Raw genomic sequence first — 25,904 nt, 5'->3', positions numbered from 1 at the left:
ATCAAGAGTGTCAGATACTCCGGCAACCCCGTCCGGCGACCTCGCCGGGTGAGTTCACGGCCACATCGCGGGCGCTGACACCATGAACGCATGCGCACTCTCTTCGATCCCGCCGAGCTTCCCCCACACCGCATGTATCAGGTGCTGACCGCGTCGATCGTGCCCCGGCCGATCGCGTGGGTGTCCACCGTCTCGGCGGACGGGGTGGCAAACCTGGCCCCGTACAGCTTCTTCTCGGTGTCCAGCACCCACCCGCCGGTCGTGCAGTTCACCTCGGTGACCCGCAAGGACAGCCTCCGCAACATCGAGGCGACGGGAGAGTTCGTGATCAACGTGGCGACCGAGCCGCTGATCTCGACGGTGAACGCCAGCTCCGCCACGTTCGACAGCGAGGTCGACGAGTTCGCCGCGCTGGGCATCGACACCGAACCCAGCGAGCGGGTCCGTCCCGCCCGGGTCGCGGGTTCGCCGGTCGCCATCGAGTGCACCCTGCACCAGGTCATACCTGTCGGTGATTCGTTCGTGGTGATGGGCGACGTCGTCACGGTCGCGGTGCGGCCCGAGGCGCTCGCCGACGACGGACTTCCGGACTTCCGGGAACTCGCCCCTCTCAGCCGCCTCGGCCGCAACGAGTGGGGTCTGCCGCCGAAGGTCGTGATGCTCGACCGACCGCGTCGCCCCGCATAACCGATCGATTGGTTAGGCTTACCTGACAAATCGCACCGATACCGGGGGAGAAGCCGACGCCATGGCTCAACGCAGCAAGTTCGTGAAACCTCAGAGTCGCCGGATCGCGTCCGCACGCGTCGTCGCGGGCAAGCAGATCAGCCCGAACTTCGTCCGCGTCACCATCGCGGGCGAGGAACTCGACTCCGTCAGCCCGATGGGGTTCGACCAGTGGTTCCGGATGTTCATCCCCCAGCGGGGACAGAGCACGCTGCGGCTTCCGACCAGCGCGAGCAACCTCTGGTACGCGCAGTACAAGCTGATGTCCAAGGACACCCGGCCGGTCGTGCGCAACTACACGATCCGCGAGATCCGGGTGGCGGGATCGGGAACGTTCGGCGACAGCACCGAGATCGACATCGACTTCGCCTCGCACGGCGACCTCGGTCCCGCGTCGGCGTGGGCGAACTCGGCCGCGGCCGGTGACGAGGTGGCGATCCTCGACGAGGGGCTGATCTACAACCCGACGCCGGATGCTGAGTGGCAATTGCTCGTCGGTGACGAGAGCGCGCTTCCCGCCATCGTCGGGATCCTGCGGTCGGCGCCGCCGGACCTGCGGGCCGAAGTGTTCGTCGAGATTCCCGATGCCGAAGACGCTCAGGAAGTTTCGGTGGGTGACGGCGTGAACGTGCACTGGCTGGTGCGCGAGGACGCCGATGCCCGTCCGGGAGTGCTCGCGCTGAACACCGTGAAACAGGCGCAGTTGCCGACCGGACCGTCCTACACGTTCGTGGCCGGTGAGAGCGAGCTGACGACGGCGTTGCGGCGCCACCTCGTGAACGAGCGCCACATCCCGAAGGCGAACATCTCGTTCACCGGGTATTGGCGCCACGGCCACGCTGCCAACTGACCACAGGTGAGTGGCACGGCACGCCGGAGCGCGCCGGGCCACTCACCTGGGTTCTCAGTTGGCGTGCTTCTGAACGAGGGCGCCCAGACGCGGAAGTGCCTCGATCACATTCTTCTTCGCCGACGGACGCAGCGACGAGTACACCTTCTTGACAGCACCGCGGTCGCTGCCCTCGATGCGCTCGTCGGTCACACCGAGGAGCGAGTCCGCGACCTCGTCGCTGCGCGCGACCAGGTACTCGGAGAATCCGGCCTCACCACTGGCGATGAAGGCCTGCCAGTACGGCTCGAGCTTGGTGACGAATGCCGGCAGCAGGCCCTCGATGGCGTCCGGCACGATCGACGGTCCCACCTTCTTGACGGCGCCGTATCCACCCTTGAGTGCCAGTCCCGAGGCCCCCGACTTGTCCGAAACCTCGGCGTCGATGAGAGCCTGGACGTCTGCGATGACCGCAGGAACGCGCGACTCGTCGAGCAGGGTTTCGTTCAGAGCTGCAACCACTTTCAATGCCTCCGTATTGACTGAGCGATCAGGTCCGGCCAGACACTATACGAAAAACCGGACTCCGCGTTGTTCGAGCAGGCCATGGCACCGGCGTGCCCGCTCGATCCACCAGCGTGAACGCTCCGCGGACGCGGCGAGGGCCGTGACGCGTTCGACGTCGGGTGCCACCGCTTCGACGGTGAGTTCGCCGTCGACGGGTTCGCGGGGGCGGGCCACGTCCGACTCGAAGAGTCCCCCGGTACCCAGACCGCACGCGAACTGCAATTCGGGGAGGGCGGCGGCAGCGGCGACACCGGCAGCGATGCCGACAGCGGTGTCCAATGCGCTCGACACGACCACCGGCACACCGTACGAGGACAACTCGTCCGCGAGCGACAGCAGTCGCCGCATTCCCCCGAGCGGGGCGACCTTCACGACGGCCACGTCGGCACCACCGGCCCGCACGACCTTCAGCGGATCCTCGGCGCGCCGGATGCTCTCGTCGGCGGCCACCCGCACGTCGGGCATCCGCCTGCGGACCTCCACCAGCTCGGGCACGCTCGCGCACGGCTGCTCGGCGTATTCGAGCGGACCGTCGACGGTCAGGGCCCGCAGCGCGGTCTCTGCCTCGTCGACCGACCATCCCCCGTTCGCGTCGACGCGCACGTTCGGAACGAGTGCGCGGACCGCCCGCACCCGCGCGACGTCGTCGTCGAGGGTCTGACCACGTTCGGCCACTTTCACTTTCGCGGTCCGCGCGCCGGGGTAACGCTCGAGCACGGCGGGCACCCGGGCGGCGTCGACGGCAGGGACGGTGGCGTTGATCGGCACCCGCGTTCGCACCGCGGGCGGCGGCCCGAGCCAGGCGTCCTCGATCGCCGACTGCAACCAGTGCGCCGCCTCGTCGTCCGCGTACTCGGGGAACGGCGCGAACTCACCCCACCCCGCGGGACCGCGCAGCAGCAACGCTTCTCGCGTCGTGATGCCGCGGAACCGCAGGCGCATGGGCAGACTCACCACGACGGCGTCGGCCAGGACCTCCTCCACCGAGGGCAGGGACGTCACGACGTCAGGGCTGCCCGGGCAGCAACTGGAGCATCAGGGCCTCGCAGTCGGCGAGCAGTGTGTCGTCCTGCATCAACCGTGCGGTGATGAACGTCTTGCGCCCCTCCACGCGGTCGACGCTGCCCTCGACGGTCAGACGCGTGTCGAGCGGTGTGATCGCGCGGTAGTTCACATGCAGGTAGGCGGTGCGGCTGATGGGCCGCCCGTACGCGTGGACGATCATGCCCATCAGGTCGTCGAACAGCAGCGGCAGCGTGCCGCCGTGCGCGGCACCGTTGCCACCGAGGTGGTAGCGCCGGAACATGCCCGCACTACGCACGCCCTCGGGCCCGAACTTCTCGATGTTCCACGGCGGCATGAGGAGACTCCCCCGGCCCGGCAACTCGATCGTGCGGCCCGCCGGCGACCGCCCCTCGGGGACGACGTGCGGTCCGAGCAGTTCGGCCAGCTTCTCCACCTGGTCCGCGGCCTGCGCGAGCACGTCGTCCGGGGCGTCGACCGATACCGCGAGGTCCTGCAACGTGCGCATTCCCTCGACGAACCGCGGCCAGTCCGGGCCGGGTGTCACCGGCTCGTATTTGGGGAACCCGCCGTGGTGCTCGTACTCGTCGTCGCCCTTGCCGTCGAGACGGGTGACGTCGGCAGCCTGTTCGCTCATACCTGCACGGTAAACCCGGGCAAAGTCCTGCGCGCGCGGACACCCGTCAACCGCACCCGATAACCTCGGAGCCGTGACTTTCAACCCGCAGCACTGGCGACCGGTTCCCGGTTTCGAGAACCTGACCGACATCACCTACCACCGGCATGTCACCCAGGGAATCGTCCGGGTGGCGTTCGACCGTCCCGAAGTGCGCAACGCGTTCCGCCCGCACACCGTCGACGAGTTGTACCAGGCGCTCGACCACGCCCGGATGACGTCCGACGTGGGCGCCGTGCTGCTCACCGGCAACGGTCCGAGCCCCAAGGACGAGGGCTGGGCGTTCTGCTCCGGCGGCGACCAGCGCATCCGCGGACGCAGCGGATACCAGTATGCGGAAGGCGAAACCGCGGACACCGTCGACAAGGCCCGCGCCGGACGTCTTCACATCCTCGAGGTTCAGCGCCTGATCCGGTTCATGCCGAAGGTCGTCATCTGCCTCGTCAACGGCTGGGCCGCGGGCGGCGGTCACAGCCTCCACGTGGTCTGCGACCTGACCCTCGCCAGCCGCGAACACGCCCGTTTCAAGCAGACCGACGCCGACGTCGGCAGCTTCGACGGTGGATACGGCAGCGCCTACCTCGCCAAGATGGTCGGCCAGAAGTTCGCCCGCGAGATCTTCTTCCTCGGTGAGACGTACACCGCGGAGGAGATGCACCAGATGGGCGCCGTCAACAAGGTCGTCGACCACGCCGAACTCGAGGATGTGGCAATCGACTGGGCCACCAAGATCAACGGCAAGTCCCCGCAGGCCCAGCGCATGCTCAAGTACGCGTTCAACCTGCAGGACGACGGACTCGTCGGTCAGCAACTGTTCGCCGGCGAGGCAACCCGCATGGCGTACATGACGGACGAGGCCGTCGAGGGCCGCGATTCCTTCCTCGAAAAGCGCGAACCCGACTGGAAGCCGTATCCCTGGTATTTCTGAGCGCCTACGTGTACTCGACCGCCATGCGGTCGATGGTGCCGTTGAACGGGAACGGCGCCCGGTCGTAGTAGTCCAGCGACACCGGGGAACCGAGGCAGGTGCCGACGTCGAGACAGTCGTTGGCTGTGAACAGCAACGGCACGCTCACCGGCACCTGCCCCTCCCCGACGACACTGCCGTCGACACAGAGCTTCACGTTCAGCGGGCCACCGGGCCGCGCCTCGATGAACTCCGTGACCACCTGCACCGTGCGGGCGCCCGGCGGGATCGGCACGGTCGAACGAATCTTGGTGCGCATCAGGATGAACAGGTTGTACTCGTAGCAGAGGTAGCCGTCGTCGACGAAGCACGTGAGTCCGCCGGCGTTGCTTCCCAGTGCGTAGAGCACTCCGCTCGGATTCTCCGGCGCGGAGAGGTCGAGGGTGACCCGGTTGTTCTTGTTGCCCAGCGCGGGAGCGCAGAACTCGGGCATCCGGATCGTGTCGCCGGAGAACTCCCAGCTCGTGTACGGCGTCGTGATCCGCTGCTCGGGATGCAGCGCGATGACCCACAGCCCGCCGCCGATGGGGAGCACGTTGTTCTTCGCGGCCTCGATCGCGAACAGTTCCCGCAGTTGCGCCAGCTTCTGCGGATGCTGCTCGGCGAGGTCCCGATTCTGAGTCCAGTCCTCGTCCAGGTTGTAGAGCTCCCACGTGTCGTCGTCCGGGCTCCAGTCGCGGATGCCACCGGGCACACCCGCCGCCCAGGGTGCGCGTGGCCCGAACGCGGACGCCATCCAGCCGTCGTGGTAGATCGCCCGGCTGCCCATGATCTCGAAATACTGGGTGAGCTTTCCCCCGGTGGCGCCGCGTTCGACGAGCGTCTGCGCGAAGCTGGCGCCGTCCACCGGGTCCTGCGGAACACCGTTCACCGTCCGCGGCGGGGTGATCCCGACGATGTCGTACAGCGTCGGCACCACGTCGTTGCAGTGCAGGAAATGCGTGCGGGGTGTCGTGTCCGGTGTCACCTTCGCCGGCCACCGCACGACCATCGGGTTGCGGGTGCCACCGAGATGGGACGCCAGCAGCTTCATCCCCTTGTAGGGTGCGCTGCCCGCCCACGCCCAGCCCGCGTGATACATGTTGTCGGTCTTCGGCGACCCCAGGACGTCGAGGCCACCGAGTTCCTCGAGGGCCGCGATGTGCTGCGCCGGTGTGGTCGGAATACCGTTCTGCGCCAACAGTTCACTGATCGTGCCGTTCTGACCTTCACCCGACGAGCCGTTGTCGCCCCAGATGTACAGGATCAGCGTGTCGTCCCGGTACCCCAGACGGTCGAGCTCGTCGAACAGCCTGCCCACCTGGACGTCACAGTGCTCGGCGTACCCGGCCGCGACCTCCATCAGCCGGCGCTGGAACGGCTTCTCGTCCTCGGGAATGTCGTCCCATGCGGCCATCGTCGGGTCGCGGTCGGTCAGCTCCGCTTCGGGGGGAATCCATCCCTTCTCCTTCGCCCTCGTGAAGACCCGCTCCCGGTAGGCATCCCAGCCGTCGTCGAACTTCCCGGCGTACTTGTCGGCCCACGGCTTCATGATGTGGTGCGGTCCGTGCAGGCAGCCGCTGGCCCAGTACATGAAGAACGGTTTGTCGGCGTCGAACGCCTTGTGCCTGCGCAGCCAGCCGATGGCGTCGTCCGCGAGATCCTCACTGAGGTGGTAGCCCTGCTCCGGGGTCTTCGGCGGCAGCACCACCGTCGTGTTCCGCACCAGGTTCGGCTCGTACTGCGACGCCTCGCCTGCGAGGAAGCCGTAGAAGTACTCGAACCCGAGACCCGTCGGCCAGTTGTCGAACGGGCCGGCGGCCGTGGTCTCCTCGGCCGGCGTGTTGTGCCATTTCCCGAAAGCGGCAGTGCTGTAACCGTAGTGGCGCAGCACCTCGGGCCCCGTCGCACTCGACCTCGGGATGTGGCCGGAGTAGCCGTCCCAGTCGTTGGCCAGCTCGGCGATCTGCCCGTTGCCGACGCGATGGTGGTTGCGTCCGGTCAGCAGCGACGCCCGGGTCGGCGAACACATTGCGGTCGTATGGAATCGGTTGTACCCGACACCGTCCTGCAACATCGCGTCGAGCGTCGGGGTGTTCACCTCACCGCCGAGGCCGCTCGGCAGGCCCGGCCCGGCGTCGTCGATGAGGACGATCAGAATGTTCGGGGCGTCGCTGGGGAGCCGCCGCTCCTTCGGAAGTGGGCTGTACACCGACTCCTGCATGGTCCGGCCGGCGATGCTTCCCGACGGCGTCGGCGGGAACGGTAACGATTCGCCACCCGGTATCGGCTCACCTGTCACACTCGATTTCATGGCCCGGTCCCCTCGTCGTCCGATGCTGTCGATCCAGTCCAGCACCGGGCGGCCGGGCGCGAGTACACCCTCGGAGGGTGAAATACGCGGACGGATTCGTCGCCTCGGCAGGAGAGGGCACGCGAGGTCTCCGATTCGGGCACACTGACCCACATGAGCATCGACCGCGAGCTCCCCGCACCGGAACATCGTCGTCCGCCCGGAGTGAGCGACGACACCGTCGCCGCGCTCGGGAAGTTGTCGGAGGCCCTCGAAACGGTCGAGCGTGCCCGCGGGCACCTCTACTCGTTCCATCAGCTGATCGGACACGCCGACCTTCAGCTCGGCGAAGCCGTCGACGCGCTCCGCGACGCGGGACACGCGGCCGTCGCAGACCGGGTGCAGTCCGAACTCGTGGGACGCAACGTCGTCGAGGGCCGATGGACGTTCCAGCTCGTCGAGGAGTTCGACGACCACTACTGGTCGCCGCTGCGCGAGCACGAGCGTGGCGCACGTCACGAACTCGCCGACGGACGGCGGCACCTGTTCGAGGCGGAGATGAAGGAAGATCGACGAACACACGGCCGGACGGGGCACGAAGCCCGGCCCGGCGAAGGAGGGTGACGGGTGGAGATCCTCAGCAGCAGGACGATTCTGCGGCCGCGCGACTACACGACGACGCTGAGCTTCTACCGCGACATCCTCGGGCTCGCGACCGCCCGCGAATACCCCGGTGGCACGGTGTTCTTCGCCGGTCAGGGCCTGATCGAAGTGGCCGCGCACGGCGGAACGGGCGAGTCGTCCTCCTTCGACGGCGCCCTGTGGCTGCAGGTTCGCGATCTCACCGCGGTGCAGACCGAGCTGGTTCTCGCCGGGGTGAAGATCGACCGCGAGGCCCGGCAGGAACCGTGGGGACTGTTCGAGATGTGGATCGCGGACCCCGACGGAATCCCGATCGTTCTGGTGCAGATCCCGGAGGATCACCCCATCCGCCGCGACTCCCGTCCGAAGGGTGAGAACTGACGGAAGGCCATACGCAGGAGTGATCCTGTACACCGGACGTCAGCTGTACATTTTCGGTTGAAATCCGCACAATCTGGGTGTGACCGCAGAGCTCGTAGTTCTCCTGGTGGTGGTCGTCACCGCCCTCGCTTTCGATTTCACGAACGGCTTTCACGACACCGGCAATGCAATGGCCACCTCGATCGCGACGGGAGCTCTGCGACCCAAGGCCGCTGTCGCGCTCTCCGCATCGTTGAATCTGGTCGGCGCGTTCCTGTCCGTGGAGGTGGCGGCGACAGTCGCCAAGGGTGTGGTCAATCTGGGAGAAGTGGGCGGCGAGGATCTGCTGCTCATCGTGTTCGCCGGCCTGGTCGGCGGCATCATCTGGAATCTGGCGACGTGGCTGCTGGGCCTGCCGTCGAGCTCGTCCCACGCACTGTTCGGCGGACTGATCGGTGCGGCCATCGCGTCCATCGGCATGAGCGGTGTCGAGTGGGGCGGCGTGCTCAGCAAGGTCGTGGTTCCCGCCGTCCTCGCCCCGGTGGTCGCAGCGCTGGTCGCCACTGCGGGCACCAAGCTGGTCTACCGGATTACCTCCGGCGTGCCCGAGGACACCAAGGAGCACGGGTTCCGCATCGGCCAGATCGGTTCCGCGTCCCTGGTGTCGCTGGCCCACGGAACCAACGACGCCCAGAAGACAATGGGCGTGATCTTCCTCGCACTCGTCGCGCACGGAAGCCTGTCCGCAGACGACGAGATGCCGTTCTGGGTGAAGCTCAGTTGCGCCATCGCCATCGCGCTCGGCACCTACCTCGGCGGCTGGCGCATCATTCGCACGCTCGGCAAGGGACTCGTCGAGATCGCCGCTCCCCAGGGCATGGCCGCGGAGTCGTCGTCCGCCGCCATCATCCTGACGTCCAGCCACCTCGGACTGCCGCTGTCCACGACACACGTCGCAACCGGTTCCATCCTCGGCACCGGTCTCGGCCGCAAGGGCGCCGAGGTCCGCTGGGGCATCGCCGGGCGCATGGCCGTCGCGTGGCTGGTCACGCTGCCGTCCGCGGCGATCGTGGGAGCCGTGTGCTGGGTCATCGCCCACATGATCGGCGGTCTGCCCGGTGTTCTCATCGTGTTCGCCGCCCTGATCCTGCTCGCCGGGTTCATGTACCTCCGCTCCCGCCTGCAGCCGGTGACGTCCGGCAACGTAAACGCCGAGTGGGAGTCGGGCGACGCCGACGTTCCCGCCGAACCCACCGAACCGGGTGTGGCCGAGACCGCGGACTCCGCCGGTCCCGCCGCGAACCGCTGAGGGGCTCGCCATGACACTGCTCACCACCACCGTCAACTCGCTCTGGCAGGTCATCCTCGTCGGTCTGCTGTTCGGTGCCGGCCTACCCGCGATCTTCGCGCTCGGACTGCGCTCGCTCGGCGGCACGGACACCGGTGAGGGAGTCTCGCAGCCGACCGTCGCAGGCCGGATCGGCGCCTGGGCCTGTTTCGCCGTGGTGCTGATCGCGATCATCACTGGGATACTTCTCTTGATGCAGGGCTTTTTGGCCAGCAGCTTCGGTATCCACATCTTCTGAGCGGCGACCACGAGTCCCGTTCCATCGACGAAAGAAGCCGAACGCGTGCCCAAGAATTCACTTCGCTCCGTGCTCGACTGGCTACGCGCCGGGTACCCCGAGGGAATCCCGGCGAAAGACCATTTCGCGTTGCTGGCCGTGCTGCGTCGCCGTCTCACCGACGAGGAAATCGAACAGGTCGTCGCGCTGTCCATCGAGACGGCCCACGAGACACCCGAACGCCACGTCGACTACGACAACATCCGCCGCCTCATCAGCGAGATCACCCACGAGGAACCCTCCGAAGAGGACGTCGCCCGGGTGACGGAGAACCTCGAGGCCGGAGGGTGGCCGGTCGGACCCGACGCCGAATGCGGCGACGGTTCCGGCGACGGGGAAGAAACCCGCGACGCAGGCTAGCCATGAGCCTTCCACCGTTTCTCTCCTCCATCATCGGCTGGCTGCGAGCCGGCTACCCCAACGGCGTACCCGAGCAGGACTACATTCCGTTGTTCGCGCTGCTCACCCGCCGGCTGTCGGAAGACGAGGTGGACGCCGTCGCCGACGCCCTCGTCGAGGAGGGCGACATTCCCATCGAGAAGACCGACATCCAGGTGCTCATCACCAAGGTCACCGACGAGTTGCCGCTGGAGTCGGACGTCGACCGGGTGCGCAGCAACCTCGCCGCCGGCGGCTGGCCGCTGGCCGGGCCCGCCCAGTGAGCGAACTGCAGGTCCTGCCCGTCCCGTCCGGTGTCGGGGTTCTCGGCCTCCTGCCGCAGCTGTCGGCGATCCTCGACGGAACCGCCCCCGCCGCGCTGCCCGTCCCCGCCGCGGACGAGCGGGAGACCCGGCGACTGACGGACGCACTGCACCCCGGGGAGCCGATCGACGACGGTGTCGCCCTCGTGGTCGCGACGTCCGGGACGACGGGAGTGCCGAAGGGGGCCATGCTCTCCGCGGCCGCACTCCGCGCGAGCGGTGACGCGACGCACGCGCGGCTCGGGGGTGCGGGCTCCTGGCTGCTGACGCTTCCCGCCCACCACATCGCGGGCATGCAGGTGTTGCTGCGCAGTGTCCTCGCCGGCACCGAGCCGGTGGTGATCGACGTGACCGACGGCTTCGACCCCGGTGCACTGCCTGCCGCAGTCGCGTCGATGAGCGGCCCCCGCCGCTACACATCGCTCGTTCCGACCCAGCTGGTCAAGGCCCTCGACCACCCCGACGCCGTGGCGTCGCTGGCCGCACTCGACGCCGTCCTCCTCGGCGGAGCCGCCACCCCCGCCCCCGTCCTACGTCGCGCAACCGACGCCGGCATCACCGTCGTCCGTACGTATGGAATGAGCGAGACGTGCGGTGGATGCGTATACGACGGGGTGCCCCTCGACGGGACCCACGTACGGATCGACGGTGACGGCCGTGTCCTCCTCGGCGGACCCATGCTCGCGTCCGGTTACCGCGGACTCCCCGACCATCCGGCGTTCGCCGAACCCGGCTGGTTCCGCACCGACGATGCCGGCGCCGTCACCGACGGCGTCCTCAGCATCTCCGGCAGGCTCGACGAAGCCATCTCCACCGGCGGTCTCACCGTCGTCCCGCAGGTGGTCGAAGCGGCTCTCGTCGCGCACCCCGGCGTCCGGGAATGCGCGGTGATCGGCCTCCCCGACGAGCGACTGGGGCGCCGCGTCACCGCCGTCGTCGTCGCCGAGCCCGGCACCGCACCGACACTCGCCGAACTCCGCTCCTTCGTCGAACGCACCCTCGACCCCACCGCCGCCCCCCGCGAACTGCACCTCGTCGACACCCTCCCCCTCCGAGGTCCGGGGAAGATCGACCGGCGCGCGCTGGAATCGCGGTTCGGCTAGCGGGTCCGCCCGTCTGCGGAGACATTGGCCAGATGCGCCCGCAATTTCCGCGCGTCTGGCCAAAATCCACGCGGATGCTGTTGTCCACAAGTCGAGCTCTATCCACAGGCTCCGCCGAAATCCCAGGTGAGCGAACCGATCACCACTGCGGGGTGGGGCACGATGTCGCCATGAGCGACGACGTGATCTTCCGACGCAGAGCCTTGGCCGACGGTTTCACCGACTCCGAGATCCGGCATGCACGCGATTCCGGGCGTCTCGTGCGAATCGCGGCGGGTGCGTACGTTTCCGACGAGCACTTCGCCGCACTCGATGCGCCTGCGCTGCATCGGGCCCGCATTGCGGCGGCCCTGCAGTCGCGCCCACCCGGCGTCGTGTGAGCCACACCTCTGCGGCACTGCTGCACGGCATGGACCTCGGCGACCTTCCATTGGAACGGGTGCATCTGACGAGGAACCACGCCTCCGGTGGTGGCCGAACCACGGGAGTCCACGTCCACGCCACACCGTTGGACGCGTCCGACGTCGTCACCCTGGGCGGGCTGGCGGTCACCTCCCCCGCCCGGACTGTGGTCGACACCGCACGCATCTCGACGTTCGACCAAGCCGTCGTCATCGGCGATTCGGCGCTGCATCGTCGACTCGTCTCGCTCGACGAGATTCTGGACGAGGTCGGCCGGGCGGGACCTCGCAAGGGCATCGCGACGGCGCGGCGGGCAGCGAGTTTCCTCGACGGTCGCAGCGAGAGCCCTGGGGAATCGCTGAGCCGCATCCGGATCCGCCAGCACGACCTGCCGTCTCCCGAACTCCAGCACGTCCTCCACGACGGCACCGGTGTCTTCCTCGGCAGAGTCGATTTCTTCTGGAGAGAATTCGGCGTGGTCGGGGAGTTCGACGGTATGGGGAAATACGGCGTCGACGGTGGCCAGGCGGCAGTGGCGGTCCACCGCGAGAAGCTCCGGGAGGACGCGATCCGCGACGCCGGGTACGAGGTCGTCCGGTGGACATGGCGCGACCTGTTCGATTTCGCTGCCGTCAAGGCGCGCTTCGACAGGGCTTGCGCGCGTGCCGGGCACCGGCGCTGACAGACGTTTGCTGAGACATTCGCCGGATTCCGCCGCAATAGCCCCTGATTCCCACCAGTGTCTGAATCCGCAGGACAACGGCGTCCGCAAGCCCGTGCAAGAGGCGTGCAAGCCCGCTGCAAGGAGTGGGCTGCATCGTCTACGGCATGAACCTCACTGCAACTCCCCCAGCCATCGAGGCCGACGGGCTCGTGAAACTCTTCGGCCGTCAGCGCGCCGTCGACGGCGTGAGCCTGTCCGTTCCGACCGGGTCGGTGTACGGAGTGCTCGGCCCGAACGGCGCCGGCAAGACCACGACGGTGCGGATGCTTGCGACGTTGTTGCGTCCGGACGGCGGCGAGGCCCGCATCTTCGGCCACGACGTGGTGCGCGAACCCAACGCGGTGCGCTCGCTGGTCGGTGTCACGGGCCAGTACGCGTCCGTCGACGAGGACCTGTCGGCGGTCGAAAATCTGGTGATCTTCGCCCGGTTGCTCGGTCTGAGCCGGGGCGATGCCCGCCGCAAGTGCACGGAACTGCTCGAGGAGTTCGACCTCACCGAGGCGGCGACGAAGCCGCTCAAGAATTTCTCGGGCGGCATGCGTCGACGTCTGGACCTGGCGGCCAGCCTGATCGCCCATCCCCCGCTGCTGTTCCTCGACGAGCCGACGACGGGTCTGGACCCTCGGACGCGCGCCCAGATGTGGGACACCATCCGCAGGCTGGTCGCGGACGGGTCGACGGTGCTGCTCACCACGCAGTACCTCGACGAGGCGGATCAGCTGGCCGATCGGATCGCCGTCATCGACCGCGGAAAGGTGATCGCGGACGGCACGGCCGACGAGTTGAAGGCGTCCGTGGGCGTCTCCTCGCTGCAGTTGACCCTGGTCGATCGCGGGCAGACCGACGACGCGCGGTCGGTGATCGCCCACACCCTCGGTGTGGAGGTCGCGATCACGCCGGAGATCGGCCGCCTCACCGCGCCGATGACCGATCCGTCGCTCACCGTGGAACTCCTGATCCGGTTGCGCGACCACGGGATCGCCGTCGACGAGATCACCGTCCAGAAGCCGAGTCTCGACGAGGTCTTCCTCACCATCACCGGCCACGGCGCAGACGCCACCGAGGCCGACACCGAACGGAGCGTCGCATGACCACCACCCTCGAATCCCGCACTCACGCGGGCCCCCAACCGATTCCGGAAGCCCGGAACCGGATCAGCCTCGAGCAGTCCGTCGCGAACACGCTGACCATGGCGTACCGGGGACTGCTCAAGATCAAGCACAACCCGGAGCAACTGTTCGACGTCGTCGTCCAGCCGATCATCTTCACGTTGATGTTCACGTACATCTTCGGTGGCGCCATCTCCGGCGACGTGGCGTCGTATCTGCCGATCATCATCCCGGGCATCCTGGTCCAGACGGTGATCACCACGTCGATCGTGACGGGCACCCAGTTGCGGGAAGACATGGACAAGGGCGTCTTCGACCGCTTCAAGTCCCTGCCGATCGCCCGCATCGCGCCGCTGTCCGGTGCGCTCCTCGCCGACGTCGTGCGGTACGGCATCGCCACGACCATCACGTTCGCCGTCGGTATCGCGATGGGGTACCGGCCCGGCGGCGGTGTCGTCGGGGTGGTGTCGGCCGGCGCGCTCGTCATCGTCTGCGCCTTCTCGATCAGCTGGATCTTCGCCCTGATGGGTGTCCTGATGAGCAAAGCGTCGTCGGTGCAGGGCATTTCGATGCTCATCCTGTTCCCGCTGACGTTCATGTCGAACGCGTTCGTGCCCGCCGACACGATGCCGGGCTGGATGCAGGCGTTCGTGAACGTCAACCCCGTGTCGCACGTCGTGACCGCGGTGCGTGAACTCGTCAACGACGGCCACTTCGGTGTCCACGTCGTGTGGTCGCTGCTCGGCGCCGCCGTGATCGTCGCGATCATGGCACCGCTGACGGTCCGGACGTACATGCGTAAGGCCTGACACCCGAAGAACGAAGCGAGCCGGTGGACGCGGGGTCCACCGGCTCGCTTCGCCTATTTCTCCAGTTCGGGGGCGTCCGCCTGCAACTCCCCCACCTCGGTCTTGAGGATCCGCATCGACCGGCCCAGGCCGCGGGCGGCGTCCGGAAGCTTCTTCGACCCGAACAGCACCACGAGCACTACCGCGATGATCGCCCAGTGGCTCGGGCTCAGCGCCCCCACTACTGGGGCTCCTCACCGTCGGGGTACACGGCGTCCACCTCGACCTCGACGAGCCAGCCCGCGGCGGGCAGGCTCGCGACCTCGAGCGCGAACCGGCTGGGACGCGCGGAGTTCCGTTCCATCGGCGCGGCCGGTTCCGCGGTGCCGAGCGGGACCAGTTCGGTGTCACCGGTGCCGAGGTTGGTGTTAGCAAAGAACTGCCGGTAGGCGCGGTTCCAGCCGGCGTAGTCGGCGCGGTCGGTGCCGGGGGCGTTGTCGAGGAACACCCGCATGGTCACGACGTCCTCGAGCGTCAGCCCCTGTGCCTCGAGATTGTCGCGAATCCGCTTCAGCGCGTTGATTCCCTGCGCTTCGGTGATCGTGACTCCGGCCGGGAGTGCGCCGCCCGCGAACACGTCGGTGTCGATGTACGACTCGGGGGTGCCCTCGGGTGCGGCCTTGTTGGACGCGCCCGGGCCGATGCCGCTCGACTTGTAGACGGCGGTGCCGCCACCGATGGCCACACCCTGCGCGATCATCGGATTCGCCTCGCCGGCTTCGAGAACGGACTTCGACACGAACGTGCTGCCGGGCGCTTCCGCCGCCGCCTCCTCGGAGGAGCACGACGTCGCCCCGGCGATCAGAGCGGACGCTGCGAGCGCGGCGGTCACGGCCTTGGTACGAAAAGACTTCACAGTTCACAACTCCTTGTTCGAGGGAAAGGTCAGGCTTCCTGGGCCACGCGCTCGTGGAGGTGGGTGACGACGTCACGGGCGGACGTCAGGGCGCCGTGCTGCCACGCGATCGCGTTGGACAGGTGGTCGCCGGCGAAGTAGATCTTGTCGACGGGTTCGAGCAGCTTCTCGTATTCGGGAGTGGCCGCCCCGCCGTGCGAGCCGCCGCTGCCCGCCCAGTTGGCCCAGGCACTCTCGGAGTACTTGGTGCGCCGCCAGCTGCCCGAGAACGACGACGAGATGTCGCGGGTGTACTTTTCGCCGTGGATCTCCGAGCCCTCCGCGATCGCCTTGGCGAGCCGCTGGCGGTGCGTGAGGGACTCGAACGCTTCCTGCCGCTTGCCGCTGCTGTAGTAGGCGACGACCACACCCCGGTCGGAGTTGTAGTGGTCGTACGGGAACATGATCTGCGAGATGTCCTTGTCGGTGTTGGATGCGCCGCCGTAGATGCGGTCCTCCGTCTCCCACCACCGGCGCGAGTACTCGATGCCGAGCTTTCCGGACGACGACGGCTTGGCCGCCTTCAGCGCGGTGAGCACGTCGGCGGGCAGATTGTTCTGCAGTCGTCCGACGAGGTGCGGCGGGATGGTGCAGATCGCGTAGTCGGCGGTGATCGACTTCTTCGCGCCGCCGGCGGTGTATTCGACGGTGACGCCCTCGGACACGTTCTTCATCGAGGTCACCTCGGCGCCGAAGACGATGTTGTCGGTGCCGATCCGGTCCTGGAACGCGTAGTAGATCCGGTCCATGCCGCCGACCGGGGTGAACATCATCATCGCCTGGTCGTAGCCGAAGTCGAAGCTGAAGTTGCGGCCGATGCCGCTGCGGATCACTTCCTGCATCGCGAACGGCTTCTTCTCGGTGCCGAAGTTCAGGCCGGCCCCGGGTTCGGAATCGTAACCGCGACGGGAGGATCCGAGGTAGCGGCCGTCGTCGGACAGGTCACCGAAGTCGCTGAGGAACTCCGACAGCGCGTCCTTGTCCTCCCGGCTCAGCACCTGGTCCAAGGCGCCCTGATCGGTGGCCTTCTTCAGCAGCTCCGACATGTAGCCGAACGTGTCGGCCTTCGCGGCCCGGTACGTGACGGACTGGCCCGACAGCGACGTGTCGCTCTGATAGTTCACGAACGTGTTGGCGTTCTGGTTTCCGAAACCCTGGATCTCGACGCCGAGTTCGCGGCAGTAGTCGAGCGTGATGTGGCTCTGCGGGATGCGGGTGGCGCCGACGTTGTAGAAGTGCCCCTCCGAGAACGTGCATTTCTGCGTCTCGCCGTTCAGGTCGGTCTCCTCGGTACCGCCCCGGGCGGTCCAGACGCGGCCACCGGGCCGGGTGCGAGCTTCGAGGACCGTCACCGTGTATCCGGCCTTCTGCAGTTCGAACGCCGAACACAGGCCGGCGGGGCCGCCGCCGAGCACGACCACGGAGTGGCTGCCCTTCACCTTCCCGATCAGGTCGCCGGCCGCGAGCGGCTGGAACGCGCGGGCGGGAGCGGCGGTCGACGGTGCGAGCCCGAGCGTCGACATCGCGCCGTACGCGAGTCCCGCGCCCCCGGTGGCCCCGAGGCCCTTCATGAAAGATCTACGTGTGAATGCCAATTCGCGCTCCCATTCTTGCGCCCGGCGACCCGGGTAACTTGTCCGGATTCATCCTGGGAGGAACGCGAGTCGGGAAGTTGTCGGCAGCGAAACAGTCTGAGGCCGGCGAGCGAGAACGGACGCGGGCCGTTCTCACTCCCGAAGCGGAGTTCGACCCGAAACCGAAACTTTTCGGCAACACGACCCGGCTAGTTTCACGCGCATGTCAGCCCTTTCCGACGCCATCGCGCGTTCGTTCGCCACCGGCGAGCCCGAACGTCAGGCCGTGTCGCCGCTGCGTGCGCTGGGCCGGCGGCAGTTGTCGGGCTTCGAGGTTCTCGCCCAGTCGGTGGCCACGACGGCTCCGGCGGTGTCGATGGTGGTCCTGCCCGTCACCATGTTCACCCACCAGATGCTGCTGAGCGGTCTGATCACGATCGTCGTCGCCACGGTGGTGGTGTCCCTGATCGCGGTGTGTGTCTCGCAGTTCACGCGACGCATGGCGGCCGCGGGCGGCCTCTACAGTTTCGTGTTCCAAGGCCTCGGCACGCGTGCCGCGCTGACCGCTGGGGTCGCCATGCTGACCAAGTACGTGGGCAGTGCGGTGATGACGCTGTACCACGGTGGCCAGGCCGTGATCGCGACGCTCGGCTTCTTCGGGCTGGAATTGCGCGAACCCGCCGAACGTCTCCTCGTGTACGCCGGGATCGCGATCGTGATCCTCGGCTGCCTGGTCCGCGGGGTGCGGTTCGCGGCCCTCGCCATCCTCGCCGTCGAATCGTGCTCGTTGCTGTTCATCGTCGGTCTGATGATCGTGACCGGTGCGGGCGGCCAGCACGCCGCGGTGCCGCCGTCCGATTCCGCGTACGGGCCACTGCTCATGACGCTGGCCGCGGTGTTCGCCCTGGCCGGCTTCGAGAGCGCCACGTTCTTCGGTCCGGAGGCCAAGCGCCCGCTCGCCACCGTCACCCGCACCGTGATGCTCACGCCGATGATCTGCGGCGGCCTGTTCATCTTCTCGGCGTGGGCCGCGTGGTCCGGTCGCACGGATACCCTGGTCAATGCGTATCTGCACGGCACCGGCACCGGGGTCGACCCGGCCGTGGTGATCGCCCTGAACCTCGGGTTGGGCACGTCGTGGCTGGCGTCGGCGATGGCGTCGTCGAATGCCGCGTCGCGCCTGCTGTATTCGATGGGGATCGAACGAGTCGTGCCGCGTCTGTTCGCCCGGGTGCACCGGAGCTACCGCACCCCGTACGCGGCGCTGGCGGTCATCGTGTGCGCCGTGTGCGTCGGTGCCGCGACATTCGCCGTCGTCGGCAAATCGACCGGATTTTCTCACGTGCAGTTGATCGCCAGGACCGCGGTGGTCGCGGCGTACGTGCTGGTCGCCGTGGCGTCGGTGCGGTTCCTCAGCCGCATCGGGGAACACACCCCTCTCGTCCTGGCGGCGGGAGTCGCGGGCAGCGCCGCCGGCGGAATCGTCCTGGCCTACATGCTGTTCGTGAACGTGGCCCACGGCTTCGCGATGGTCCCCACCGTGGTGCTGACCCTGTTGCTGTCGGGTTCGGCGTGGCAGGTGTACCTGCGATGGCGCCACCCGGCGAGTCTGCGGTCGATGGGTGTGTTCGACACGGCGGAAACGGATGATGTGCTGCCGGGAGCCGGCGTGTTCGCCACGGACGCCGCCGGAAACCTCGCGTTGACGGCGGCTGGACGTACCCCCGGGTCCCGGTGATGGGCGCCCGAGCGGGGGAGATCGCGGGCCACGAACCACGCGCCGTGCAGAAGGCACTCGCCCTGCTCGAGGCCGTGGCTCAGCTCGGGTCCGGGGCGACCGCGCGAGACATCGCCGCACACGCGGGGATCCCCCAGGCCACGGCGTACCGGCTGCTCAATCTCCTGACCGCCGACGGCTATCTGGTGCGGATCGCCGACCTGTCCGGGTTCGCACTGGGCCGCAGGACCAGACAGCTCGCGGGGGCGGAGGCGGCACCGGACCCGGTCGACCACCACGCCGTGCTCGAGGAACTGCGGGGGCAGGTGCGTTTCGGGATCCATCTGGCGTCGTTCACCGGCGGCCGGGTGCGACTGATCGACCGGGACCCCGACCACGAACTCAGCGGCGAGAACACGATCGCCGCGCACCTACACGCGTCCGCCATCGGCAAGATCCTCCTCGCGTCCCGTCCGGACCTGGTGCCGCCGAGTCTGCGCCGGGTCACGTCGCGGACCGTCACCGACATCGCCGCGCTGCGGGGCGAACTCGACGCCGTCCGTCACACCGGCTCGGCCCGAGAGGTCGACGAGGTGCGGGTGGGCCGCAGCGCCGTCGCCGTCCCGGTGCACGATGCGCAGAACGCGGTGGTTGGATGCCTTGCCGCGATCGGCAAGACCGGACGCCTGGCCGTCGACGATCCCGAACTCACCGACCTCCTGCGATCGTGTGCGGCCCGGGTGAGCGGCCGGGTCCCTGCCTGAGGCCGGCACTCACCTCGAACCGGCGAGCATGTCCAGGATTTCGGCGCGCACCGCGCGACGCGACCAGCCGCCGAACCGCTTCTGCGCCGCCTCCCAGCGGTCCTCCCCCACGCGCTCGACTGCGAACGCGACGTGCCGGGGGTGTCGCAGCGACGCGATGTCCTGCCGGGCCCGGGCCCGGACCGACAACGCCAGCAGGGCGAGGCCCCGATCCTGGTCACCGGCAGCGAGTTCGAAGCACCCCACACCGGCCGCGACGGTTCCGGTGACCGGCAGATCCTGGTAGGCATCCTGTCCCAGCCTCGACAGCGCCGCCTCGGCGAGCTTCGGCACGAACTCCATCATCATCTCCGACCGGCCGTGCAGTACATGTGCGCACACCACCGACGCCGCCAGCATCATTCCGAACGGGTCGGCGTACGGCTCGGACAGCATCCGGGGATACACCATGTCCAGCGCCTCACGGTAACGGGCGAGCCCGCGTTCCACGTCGCCGTCCGCGAGATCGATTTCCGCGAGACTGCCGGTGGCGGCGGCCCGCCATTCGTCCGGCTGGTGGTCGTCGGTCCCGGTGCCTGCACCGCGATGCTCGAGTACCGTCTCGGCCAGAACCTTCCGGCCGGCCTCCACGTCACCGGCGGCGATCAGCGCGGAGGCCTGGAAGCCCCACAGCTGATCCGCCTCCTCCTGCGCACCCAGCTTCCGCATGCCCTCGACAGCATCCTGATAGTGCCGCACCGCGTCCCGGTACTCACCGGACTGGCTCTGCAGTGAACCGAGGAACTGCGACGCCATCGCCGTGCCCCACACGTCACCGATCGCCCCGCACAGTCCGGACACGGTCGTCGCATCCTTCATCGCGCCGCGGAAGTCGCCGAGGTTCTCCCGCATGCTGGCCCGCGCGGACAGGGCGGCCGCGCGGGTCTCCGGATCCTCGGACCGCACGCCTTCCGCGACGATCCTCGCCAGCCGCCGACCCGAACCCAGCGACAGGATGAGCCGCACCGCGAACCCGGTGACCGACGGTAGGTCGGGGCGCTCCCGGAGCACGTGACGCAGCCGGATCCGGGCACGGGCGAGCGTGCGTGTCTGGCCACCGAACACCAGGTGCATCGCCGCGAGCAGGAAGGTGTACGCCACCAATTCCGAACCGACGTCCGTCAGGTCGGCGTCCGCCGTCGACCCGAGAATCCGCGGGGTCCAGTTCATCACTTCCGAGTGCGCACCCCGGATGGCCCACAGGCCGCCCAGCACCGGGAACACGGTCGCCACCGTCTCGGCGTCGTCGCGCTCGACCGCCCACCGCAGGACCGCGAGCAGGTTGTCGTGGTCGGCGTCGATGTCGTCCGCGAGCGCGACCTGGTCGGCGCGGCACCGGCGGAGCGCCTCGGACGCGAACTGGCTTGCCCAGACTCCTTGGCGAGCAAACACTTCCGTCCCCTCGCCGGCCGCCGCGAGCTGTTCCTCGCCATACTCGCGCACCGTCTCGAGCATGTAGTAGCGCAGCGTGTCCGACGTCTCCGATACGGACAGCAGGGATTGGTTGACGAGGCCCTCGACGGCGTCCACGACATCGTCGACGCCGTCCCACTCCGCGATCGTCCGGGCGGCGTCGAGGGTGAACCCGGCCGGGAACCGGCAGAGTCTGCGCAGCGCGATCTGCTGCTGCTCACCCAGAAGCTGCCAGCTCCAGTCGATGACGGCGTGCAGGGTGCGGTGCCGCTCGGGCGACGTCGGGTCGTGGGATCGCAGTAGCGCGAACCGATGCTCGAGCCGTCGGCCGATATCCTCGACACTCATGCTGCGCACCCGGGCGGCGGCCAGTTCGAGCGCGAGCGGGAGACCGTCGAGGGTGCGGCAGACGCTGCGCACCGTCTCCGGGTCGAGGCGCGCGGTGGGCCGCACGGCGCGAGCCCGCGCCGTGAACAGTTGCACGGCGGGCGCGTCCTCGTCGTCGATCGCGAGCGGCGGCAGCGGGTACACGGCCTCGGACGCGAGCATGAGGGGTGACCGGCTGGTGGCGAGGACGGTCAGCTGGTCGCCGGCCGCCACCAGGTCGGCCACGACCTCGGAGCACGCGCCGATGACGTGCTCACAGTTGTCGAGGATCAGGAGCATCGGCCCCGCCGACAACGCTTCCCGGAGCCGTTCCCGCGCCGAATGGACGCGGCTGACGGTGAGCCGGCCCGGCGCGATGTCGACCTCGCTGAGCCCGAGTGTGCTGCTGATCGCCGCGACGACGTCCTCGCTGCTGCGCAGCGACGCGAGTTCCACCAGGGCCACCGACGTCCCCGTGGCTGCCCGCGCACCCAGTTCGTGCGCGAGTCGCGTCTTGCCGGCACCGCCGGGCCCGAGGATGGTCACCACGCGCGAGGACGTGAGCGACCGCTCGATCTCGGCGATGTCCGAATCGCGTCCCAGGAGGGCGTTGGGTGCCGCGCGGAGCCCGATCGCCGTCCGATCCGGCGACACGAGGAGCGGAGCCGCCACGGCACCGGGACGTCCGCCGTGCAGGATCTCGGTGTGCAGAGCGACGAGCGCGGGCGACGGATCGGCCCCCAACCGGGACACCATCCGCTTGCGGAAGGTCGCGAACACGTCCAGCGCCTCGTTGTCCCGCCCGAGCCCGGCGAGCGCCCGCATCAGGTGCGCGTGCCCCTGCTCGTCCAGAGGTTCGGCGGCGACGTGGGCCAGCGCCTTCGGGAGGGCGGCGTCCCAGTCTTCGACCGCCACCAGCGCCGCCAGTTCCGCGGCCTCGAGTTGCCCCCGGACCCCTGCGGCATCGGCGGCGAGTTCCGTTGCGGCGGCACCGCCCGGAAGGTCCGCGCCCGGGTCGCCCCGCCACAACGCGAGGGCATCGCGGATCTCGTCCGGCCCGACGCTGCGACCGTTCCCCCGGCCCTGCAGCCGGCGTACCACGTCCTCCGCGCGCGCCAGATCGACGGCATCCCTGGGCACCGCCAGCCGGTACCCGGCCGGGCCGATCTCCAGCGCTCCGTCCGGCAACGCCGCGCGCAGACGGGAGACCTGCGTGTGCAACGCATTCATCGGGGACCGCGGCGGATCCTCGCCCCACACCTCGTCGATGAGGGCCTGCGCCGACCGGCTCCGGCCGGGATCGCGGGCGAGAGCGACCAGCAGGCTGCGCGCGCGGGTGCCGGGCAGCGGCGCGAGCACGCCCGATCGCCACGTCGATATTTCACCCAACAACGCGACCTGGATCGGTGTGCTTGCCGGTGCCACTCTCTCGTCCACGCTCATGTGCTGGTCCACCGCGTTCGATGGTATTGCACGGCGTGGGTGCGGGCGTCTTCTCGCACGGTGCAAAGATCGGTGCATGGCAACGGCTGCTCAATGGATCGAAGGCGCTCGTCCGCGCACCCTCCCGAACGCGATCGCCCCGGTGCTCGTGGGCACCGGCGCCGCGGCGTCGCTCGGCGGCGCGGTGTGGTGGAAGGCAGTACTGGCACTGGTGGTCTCTCTCGCGTTGATCGTGGGCGTCAACTTCGCCAACGACTACTCGGACGGGATCCGCGGCACCGACGACGAGCGGGTGGGCCCGCTGCGGCTCGTCGGGTCCAAGCTGGTGAAACCGTCGGCGGTGAAGGCTGCGGCCATCGCCTGCTTCGCCGTCGCCGCGGTGGCCGGTCTGGCCCTCGCCGCCACCACCGCGTGGTGGCTCGTGCTCATCGGCGCCCTCTGCATCGTGGGCGCCTGGTTCTACACCGGCGGCAAGAAGCCGTACGGGTACAGCGGGTTCGGCGAGGTCGCCGTCTTCGTGTTCTTCGGTCTCGTCGCCGTGCTGGGCACCCAGTACGTGCAGGCCGAGACGGTGGACTGGGCCGGTCTCGTGTCCGCGATCGCCGTCGGTTCGTTCTCGAGCGCGGTTCTCGTCGCCAACAATCTGCGGGACATTCCCACCGACACCGAGTCCGGCAAGCGCACGCTCGCCGTCCGGCTCGGCGACTCGCGTACCCGAATCCTGCATCTCGTCACGCTGACGGTCCCGTTCGTCGTGACGCTGGTCCTGGTGCTGCGCACCCCCTGGTCGCTCGTCGGACTGCTCGCGCTGCCTCTCGCGGTCCGGGCGAACGCGCCGGTCCGCTCCGGCGGCCTGGGCCTCGCACTGATTCCGGCGCTTCGGGATTCGGGGCTGGCGATGCTGATCTGGGGCGCCGCCACCGCCGTGGCCCTCTCGGTCGCCTGAGCGGCCGCCCGGTCAGTCGCCGTCCGGTAGGACGATGCCGAGGATGAAGTTGACGATCGAGATGATCAGGCCTCCCCACACGGCGGTCCAGAAGCCGTCGACGGTCAGGCCGTAATCGGTCTGGGAGCTCAGCCATGCGGTGAGCAGCAGCATCAGGGCATTGATCACCAGGGTGAACAGGCCGAGCGTCAGGATCAGCAACGGCAGCGACAGCAGCTTCACCAGTGGTTTGACAAAGATGTTGACGACGGTGAACACCGCCGCGATGCCGAGCAGCACCACGATGTCCCATCCGGTTCCGTTGCCCGAACTGGAGATGTCGATGCCCGACACCCAGGCTGCCGCCAGCCAGATCGCGAACGCGTTGATGACGAGGCGTACCAAGAAGGTCATGGGTGCATGCTGGCACACCGTTCGGACAAACGGGAACCGGATAACCCGGGACCGGGAGGGTCAGGCGGCGCGGTCGTCGAGTGCCGCGTGCACGCGACGGCGGAGTTCGCCGACACCGACCTGGACCTCGAGGATCTCCCGCGTCGTGCCGTCGGCCACTCGCAGCACTCCGAGGAAGATGTGCTCGGCGCCGATGTGATCGTCCTTGCGCGCCAGCGCCTCCCGCAGTGACAGTTCGATCGCCTTCTTGGCGTCGCGGGTGAACCCGATGTGCCCCGACTTCCGGCCGAACCACCCGCGCTTCTCCGACGGCTCCTCGGGATCGAGGACGCCCTTGCCGAAGTTCTGCTCGAGGCTCTGCCGCACCGCGTCGAGGTCGATCCCGATCGATTCGAGCGCTTCCGCGTCGGCGTCGCTCAACGCCGTGCCGCGCGTCGCGACGGTCGATCGCGACTTCTCCTCCTCGATGCCGGCGTCGGCGAGGATGCCGTGGACGGGTTCGGTTTGCACGGACAGCAGCGCGAGCACGAGGTGTTCGGGCCCGATCTGGGGCGACTTCAGTACGCGCGCTTCCTGTTGCGCGCCGATCACCACGGCCCGGGCGTCCGTCGAGAATCGTTCGAACATGCGCCGTTACCTCCCTCTCCGGTTGTGCTTCTGATGGACGGCCTGCCTGCTCACCTCGAGGGAGTCGGCGATCGCCTGCCAGGACCAGCCCTGGGCGCGGGCGTTGGCGACCTGGATGGCCTCGAGCCGTTCGAGGAGACGCCGCAGCGCACGCACGGCCCGCAGCCCCTCGGCGGGGTCGGGGCTGCCCGCGGCTGCGGCGAGCGTGGTTGCTTCGGTCATGCATGTCAATTTAGGTTGACACCGACCGGGTGTCAACCCTCCTTGACAGATCCCGGGGGGGGCCGTCAGTACGCGGCGACCGCCCCGTCGACAGCGATCTGCAGTTCCTTCTGCACGACGTGGGCGATGTCCATCGGCTTCGCCGGGAGGTCGAACAGCGGTTCCCCGACGAAGACGCTGGCCGACTTCACGTTCTCGGGGTCGGGCCCATGAGCGTCCGGCCCGTAACTGAGGCCGATGGACAGCAGGACGGGTGAGACTCCGCGATCCGCCGCACGTTTCGCGATGTGACCGATGCCGCTGTTGATGTGCTGCAGGCGGGTCGGGTCGTCCTCGTTGCACGTGCCCTCGGGGAAGATTGCCAGGTTGTCACCGCGACACAGTCGTTCGGCGGAGACGTCCATCATGAGCCGGCCCGCGTCGGCGACCGCCCGGAGTCCGTAGTTCTTGCTGCGGAACACCGGGATGCCGCCCATCATGTCGACCTTCTTGTGCAGGTCGGGGTCGACGAACAATTCATCCTTGGCGAGCACCCGGGTGCGTCCGATCGCGCGGCGCAACGGCGTGTTCCATGCCGTGGCCGCAAGCGTGTACTGATCGCTGTGGGTGATGTGATTGGCGGCGACGATCAGCACCCTGCCGGACTTCACCAGCCCCGCCAGCTGCGCCTTCGCGTCGTCCGCGTACACGACCCGCGGCCGGTACTTCGCATACAGCGACGCGTACGCCAGCTTGGCGAGCATTCGATTCTGCTGATGGTCGCGGTAGTACGCGTACACCGCTTCGTAGTTCTCGAGAGTTACCTCGGGCTTGTCCATCCTCGTCCCCGCTCCGTCGTCCTATCGCCAGGCTACCAACCTACGGTTGCGTAGCCTACGGTGGAGTAAGTTTTGGGAAAGTGCAGGGAAACTGTGCGAACAGCACGATTTCG

Annotated in this window: 27 protein-coding genes and 1 pseudogene; 16 read left to right on the top strand and 12 right to left on the bottom strand. The window is 68.3% G+C overall.

All coding sequences use genetic code 11. The features are described from left to right. The first annotated feature begins 90 nt into the window (after positions 1-90). A complete protein-coding gene (locus QM693_RS16470; protein ID WP_283352873.1) occupies positions 91-687 on the top strand; it encodes a flavin reductase family protein in 597 nt (198 codons plus the stop codon). 61 nt (positions 688-748) lie between these two features. Beyond that, positions 749-1,576 carry a siderophore-interacting protein gene (locus tag QM693_RS16465; RefSeq protein ID WP_283352872.1) on the top strand — a complete coding sequence of 276 codons (828 nt, stop codon included), beginning with the start codon at positions 749-751 and terminating at the stop codon, positions 1,574-1,576. A gap of 54 nt (positions 1,577-1,630) precedes the next feature. Here the strand turns inward: QM693_RS16465 and QM693_RS16460 are convergent, their stop codons facing one another. From QM693_RS16460 to QM693_RS16450, 3 genes are read right to left on the bottom strand one after another with little or no spacing between them, the layout of a single operon-like run. Next, complete coding sequence (locus tag QM693_RS16460) at positions 1,631-2,077, bottom strand: DUF6918 family protein (RefSeq protein WP_283331045.1); 447 nt, start codon at positions 2,075-2,077, stop codon at positions 1,631-1,633. A 45-nt stretch (positions 2,078-2,122) separates the two neighbouring features. Then, entirely contained in the window at positions 2,123-3,124 is a 1,002-nt protein-coding gene (locus tag QM693_RS16455) for an o-succinylbenzoate synthase (protein ID WP_283352871.1), read from the bottom strand. A gap of 4 nt (positions 3,125-3,128) precedes the next feature. Next, positions 3,129-3,782 (bottom strand): PaaI family thioesterase, encoded by a 654-nt coding sequence (locus tag QM693_RS16450; protein WP_005258299.1) that lies wholly within the window; start codon positions 3,780-3,782, stop codon positions 3,129-3,131. A 73-nt stretch (positions 3,783-3,855) separates the two neighbouring features. Between QM693_RS16450 and QM693_RS16445 the strand changes: the two genes are divergently transcribed. Then, on the top strand, positions 3,856-4,749 hold the full coding sequence (locus QM693_RS16445) for a 1,4-dihydroxy-2-naphthoyl-CoA synthase (protein WP_005252069.1): 894 nt from the start codon (positions 3,856-3,858) through the stop codon (positions 4,747-4,749). 4 nt (positions 4,750-4,753) lie between these two features. Here QM693_RS16445 and QM693_RS16440 read toward each other — a convergent pair whose 3' ends face one another. Next, complete coding sequence (locus QM693_RS16440; RefSeq protein WP_283352870.1) at positions 4,754-7,081, bottom strand: arylsulfatase; 2,328 nt, start codon at positions 7,079-7,081, stop codon at positions 4,754-4,756. A 153-nt stretch (positions 7,082-7,234) separates the two neighbouring features. Here QM693_RS16440 and QM693_RS16435 point away from each other — a divergent pair, with 153 nt between their 5' ends. From QM693_RS16435 to QM693_RS16385, 10 genes and pseudogenes are all read left to right on the top strand, one after another. Continuing rightward, the gene (locus tag QM693_RS16435) at positions 7,235-7,684 is read left to right on the top strand and encodes a hypothetical protein (protein ID WP_037233459.1); all 450 of its coding nucleotides are present in this window, start codon (positions 7,235-7,237) and stop codon (positions 7,682-7,684) included. A 3-nt stretch (positions 7,685-7,687) separates the two neighbouring features. After that, on the top strand, positions 7,688-8,083 hold the full coding sequence (locus tag QM693_RS16430; protein WP_280779914.1) for a VOC family protein: 396 nt from the start codon (positions 7,688-7,690) through the stop codon (positions 8,081-8,083). Between the two features lie 79 nt (positions 8,084-8,162). Further along, a complete protein-coding gene (locus tag QM693_RS16425; RefSeq protein ID WP_280779913.1) occupies positions 8,163-9,371 on the top strand; it encodes an inorganic phosphate transporter in 1,209 nt (402 codons plus the stop codon). A gap of 10 nt (positions 9,372-9,381) precedes the next feature. Next, entirely contained in the window at positions 9,382-9,648 is a 267-nt protein-coding gene (locus QM693_RS16420) for a hypothetical protein (RefSeq protein ID WP_105415923.1), read from the top strand. Positions 9,649-9,693: 45 nt separating this feature from the next. Then, positions 9,694-10,047: a DUF3349 domain-containing protein gene (locus QM693_RS16415; RefSeq protein ID WP_105415925.1), complete on the top strand. Its 354-nt coding sequence runs from the start codon at positions 9,694-9,696 to the stop codon at positions 10,045-10,047. A 2-nt stretch (positions 10,048-10,049) separates the two neighbouring features. Beyond that, complete coding sequence (locus QM693_RS16410) at positions 10,050-10,349, top strand: DUF3349 domain-containing protein (RefSeq protein ID WP_009474690.1); 300 nt, start codon at positions 10,050-10,052, stop codon at positions 10,347-10,349. Continuing rightward, on the top strand, positions 10,346-11,491 hold the full coding sequence (gene menE / locus QM693_RS16405) for an o-succinylbenzoate--CoA ligase (protein WP_283352869.1): 1,146 nt from the start codon (positions 10,346-10,348) through the stop codon (positions 11,489-11,491). The genes QM693_RS16410 and menE overlap by 4 nt, the downstream gene beginning before the upstream one ends. 170 nt (positions 11,492-11,661) lie before the next feature. Beyond that, positions 11,662-12,575 (top strand): annotated as a pseudogene (locus QM693_RS16395) (hypothetical protein). Positions 12,576-12,721: 146 nt separating this feature from the next. Further along, complete coding sequence (locus tag QM693_RS16390) at positions 12,722-13,708, top strand: daunorubicin resistance protein DrrA family ABC transporter ATP-binding protein (protein ID WP_005252054.1); 987 nt, start codon at positions 12,722-12,724, stop codon at positions 13,706-13,708. Then, positions 13,705-14,535 carry an ABC transporter permease gene (locus tag QM693_RS16385; RefSeq protein ID WP_009474694.1) on the top strand — a complete coding sequence of 277 codons (831 nt, stop codon included), beginning with the start codon at positions 13,705-13,707 and terminating at the stop codon, positions 14,533-14,535. The genes QM693_RS16390 and QM693_RS16385 overlap by 4 nt, the downstream gene beginning before the upstream one ends. A gap of 53 nt (positions 14,536-14,588) precedes the next feature. On the opposite strand, the gene tatA is transcribed toward QM693_RS16385, so the two are convergent. Genes tatA through QM693_RS16370 form a run of 3 tightly spaced genes read right to left on the bottom strand, consistent with a single transcriptional unit; the run spans position 14,589 to position 17,040 of the window. Further along, positions 14,589-14,756, bottom strand: a complete 168-nt coding sequence (tatA, locus tag QM693_RS16380; protein WP_005252050.1) for a Sec-independent protein translocase subunit TatA — start codon at positions 14,754-14,756, stop codon at positions 14,589-14,591. Continuing rightward, the gene (locus QM693_RS16375) at positions 14,756-15,430 is read right to left on the bottom strand and encodes a Rid family hydrolase (protein ID WP_283331036.1); all 675 of its coding nucleotides are present in this window, start codon (positions 15,428-15,430) and stop codon (positions 14,756-14,758) included. Before QM693_RS16375 ends, tatA begins: the two co-directional genes overlap by 1 nt. Before the next feature lie 29 nt (positions 15,431-15,459). Next, on the bottom strand, positions 15,460-17,040 hold the full coding sequence (locus QM693_RS16370) for a flavin monoamine oxidase family protein (RefSeq protein ID WP_283331035.1): 1,581 nt from the start codon (positions 17,038-17,040) through the stop codon (positions 15,460-15,462). A 226-nt stretch (positions 17,041-17,266) separates the two neighbouring features. Between QM693_RS16370 and QM693_RS16365 the strand changes: the two genes are divergently transcribed. Then, complete coding sequence (locus QM693_RS16365) at positions 17,267-18,781, top strand: APC family permease (protein WP_283352866.1); 1,515 nt, start codon at positions 17,267-17,269, stop codon at positions 18,779-18,781. Further along, positions 18,781-19,524, top strand: coding sequence for an IclR family transcriptional regulator (locus tag QM693_RS16360; RefSeq protein ID WP_280779905.1), 744 nt, complete (start codon positions 18,781-18,783; stop codon positions 19,522-19,524). The genes QM693_RS16365 and QM693_RS16360 overlap by 1 nt, the downstream gene beginning before the upstream one ends. A gap of 9 nt (positions 19,525-19,533) precedes the next feature. Here QM693_RS16360 and QM693_RS16355 read toward each other — a convergent pair whose 3' ends face one another. Next, a complete protein-coding gene (locus tag QM693_RS16355; protein ID WP_283352865.1) occupies positions 19,534-22,785 on the bottom strand; it encodes an AfsR/SARP family transcriptional regulator in 3,252 nt (1,083 codons plus the stop codon). A gap of 76 nt (positions 22,786-22,861) precedes the next feature. On the opposite strand from QM693_RS16355, the gene QM693_RS16350 reads away from it, so the two are divergent. Further along, positions 22,862-23,731 carry a 1,4-dihydroxy-2-naphthoate polyprenyltransferase gene (locus QM693_RS16350; protein ID WP_280779903.1) on the top strand — a complete coding sequence of 290 codons (870 nt, stop codon included), beginning with the start codon at positions 22,862-22,864 and terminating at the stop codon, positions 23,729-23,731. A 12-nt stretch (positions 23,732-23,743) separates the two neighbouring features. Here QM693_RS16350 and QM693_RS16345 read toward each other — a convergent pair whose 3' ends face one another. The 4 genes from QM693_RS16345 to QM693_RS16330 all read right to left on the bottom strand — a co-directional run bounded on the left by QM693_RS16345 (position 23,744) and on the right by QM693_RS16330 (position 25,791). Continuing rightward, on the bottom strand, positions 23,744-24,124 hold the full coding sequence (locus QM693_RS16345; protein ID WP_009474702.1) for a phage holin family protein: 381 nt from the start codon (positions 24,122-24,124) through the stop codon (positions 23,744-23,746). Between the two features lie 60 nt (positions 24,125-24,184). After that, entirely contained in the window at positions 24,185-24,751 is a 567-nt protein-coding gene (locus tag QM693_RS16340; protein WP_283352864.1) for a Clp protease N-terminal domain-containing protein, read from the bottom strand. Positions 24,752-24,757: 6 nt separating this feature from the next. Then, entirely contained in the window at positions 24,758-24,973 is a 216-nt protein-coding gene (locus QM693_RS16335; RefSeq protein WP_005258323.1) for a hypothetical protein, read from the bottom strand. A 65-nt stretch (positions 24,974-25,038) separates the two neighbouring features. Next, positions 25,039-25,791, bottom strand: a complete 753-nt coding sequence (locus QM693_RS16330) for a lysophospholipid acyltransferase family protein (protein ID WP_283352863.1) — start codon at positions 25,789-25,791, stop codon at positions 25,039-25,041. Positions 25,792-25,904: the final 113 nt, after the last annotated feature.

This window comes from Rhodococcus sp. IEGM 1305, from assembly GCF_030058635.1.
Classification (GTDB): domain Bacteria; phylum Actinomycetota; class Actinomycetes; order Mycobacteriales; family Mycobacteriaceae; genus Rhodococcus_F; species Rhodococcus_F opacus_D.
This window is presented reverse-complemented; position numbering and strand designations above follow the sequence as displayed.

Excerpts from the sequence above, each read along its gene's own strand:
- QM693_RS16385 (WP_009474694.1), top strand. The coding sequence starts at position 13,705 with ATGACCACCACCCTCGAATCCCGCACTCACGCGGGCCCCCAACCGATT.
- QM693_RS16345 (WP_009474702.1), bottom strand. The coding sequence starts at position 24,124 with ATGACCTTCTTGGTACGCCTCGTCATCAACGCGTTCGCGATCTGGCTG.
- QM693_RS16340 (WP_283352864.1), bottom strand. The coding sequence starts at position 24,751 with ATGTTCGAACGATTCTCGACGGACGCCCGGGCCGTGGTGATCGGCGCG.
- QM693_RS16410 (WP_009474690.1), top strand. The coding sequence starts at position 10,050 with ATGAGCCTTCCACCGTTTCTCTCCTCCATCATCGGCTGGCTGCGAGCC.
- QM693_RS16465 (WP_283352872.1), top strand. The coding sequence starts at position 749 with ATGGCTCAACGCAGCAAGTTCGTGAAACCTCAGAGTCGCCGGATCGCG.
- QM693_RS16360 (WP_280779905.1), top strand. The coding sequence starts at position 18,781 with ATGGGCGCCCGAGCGGGGGAGATCGCGGGCCACGAACCACGCGCCGTG.
- QM693_RS16450 (WP_005258299.1), bottom strand. The coding sequence starts at position 3,782 with ATGAGCGAACAGGCTGCCGACGTCACCCGTCTCGACGGCAAGGGCGAC.
- QM693_RS16390 (WP_005252054.1), top strand. The coding sequence starts at position 12,722 with ATGAACCTCACTGCAACTCCCCCAGCCATCGAGGCCGACGGGCTCGTG.
- QM693_RS16420 (WP_105415923.1), top strand. The coding sequence starts at position 9,382 with ATGACACTGCTCACCACCACCGTCAACTCGCTCTGGCAGGTCATCCTC.
- QM693_RS16440 (WP_283352870.1), bottom strand. The coding sequence starts at position 7,081 with ATGAAATCGAGTGTGACAGGTGAGCCGATACCGGGTGGCGAATCGTTA.
- QM693_RS16350 (WP_280779903.1), top strand. The coding sequence starts at position 22,862 with ATGGCAACGGCTGCTCAATGGATCGAAGGCGCTCGTCCGCGCACCCTC.
- QM693_RS16370 (WP_283331035.1), bottom strand. The coding sequence starts at position 17,040 with ATGAAGGGCCTCGGGGCCACCGGGGGCGCGGGACTCGCGTACGGCGCG.
- QM693_RS16335 (WP_005258323.1), bottom strand. The coding sequence starts at position 24,973 with ATGACCGAAGCAACCACGCTCGCCGCAGCCGCGGGCAGCCCCGACCCC.
- QM693_RS16435 (WP_037233459.1), top strand. The coding sequence starts at position 7,235 with ATGAGCATCGACCGCGAGCTCCCCGCACCGGAACATCGTCGTCCGCCC.
- QM693_RS16365 (WP_283352866.1), top strand. The coding sequence starts at position 17,267 with ATGTCAGCCCTTTCCGACGCCATCGCGCGTTCGTTCGCCACCGGCGAG.
- QM693_RS16470 (WP_283352873.1), top strand. The coding sequence starts at position 91 with ATGCGCACTCTCTTCGATCCCGCCGAGCTTCCCCCACACCGCATGTAT.
- QM693_RS16355 (WP_283352865.1), bottom strand. The coding sequence starts at position 22,785 with ATGAGCGTGGACGAGAGAGTGGCACCGGCAAGCACACCGATCCAGGTC.
- QM693_RS16330 (WP_283352863.1), bottom strand. The coding sequence starts at position 25,791 with ATGGACAAGCCCGAGGTAACTCTCGAGAACTACGAAGCGGTGTACGCG.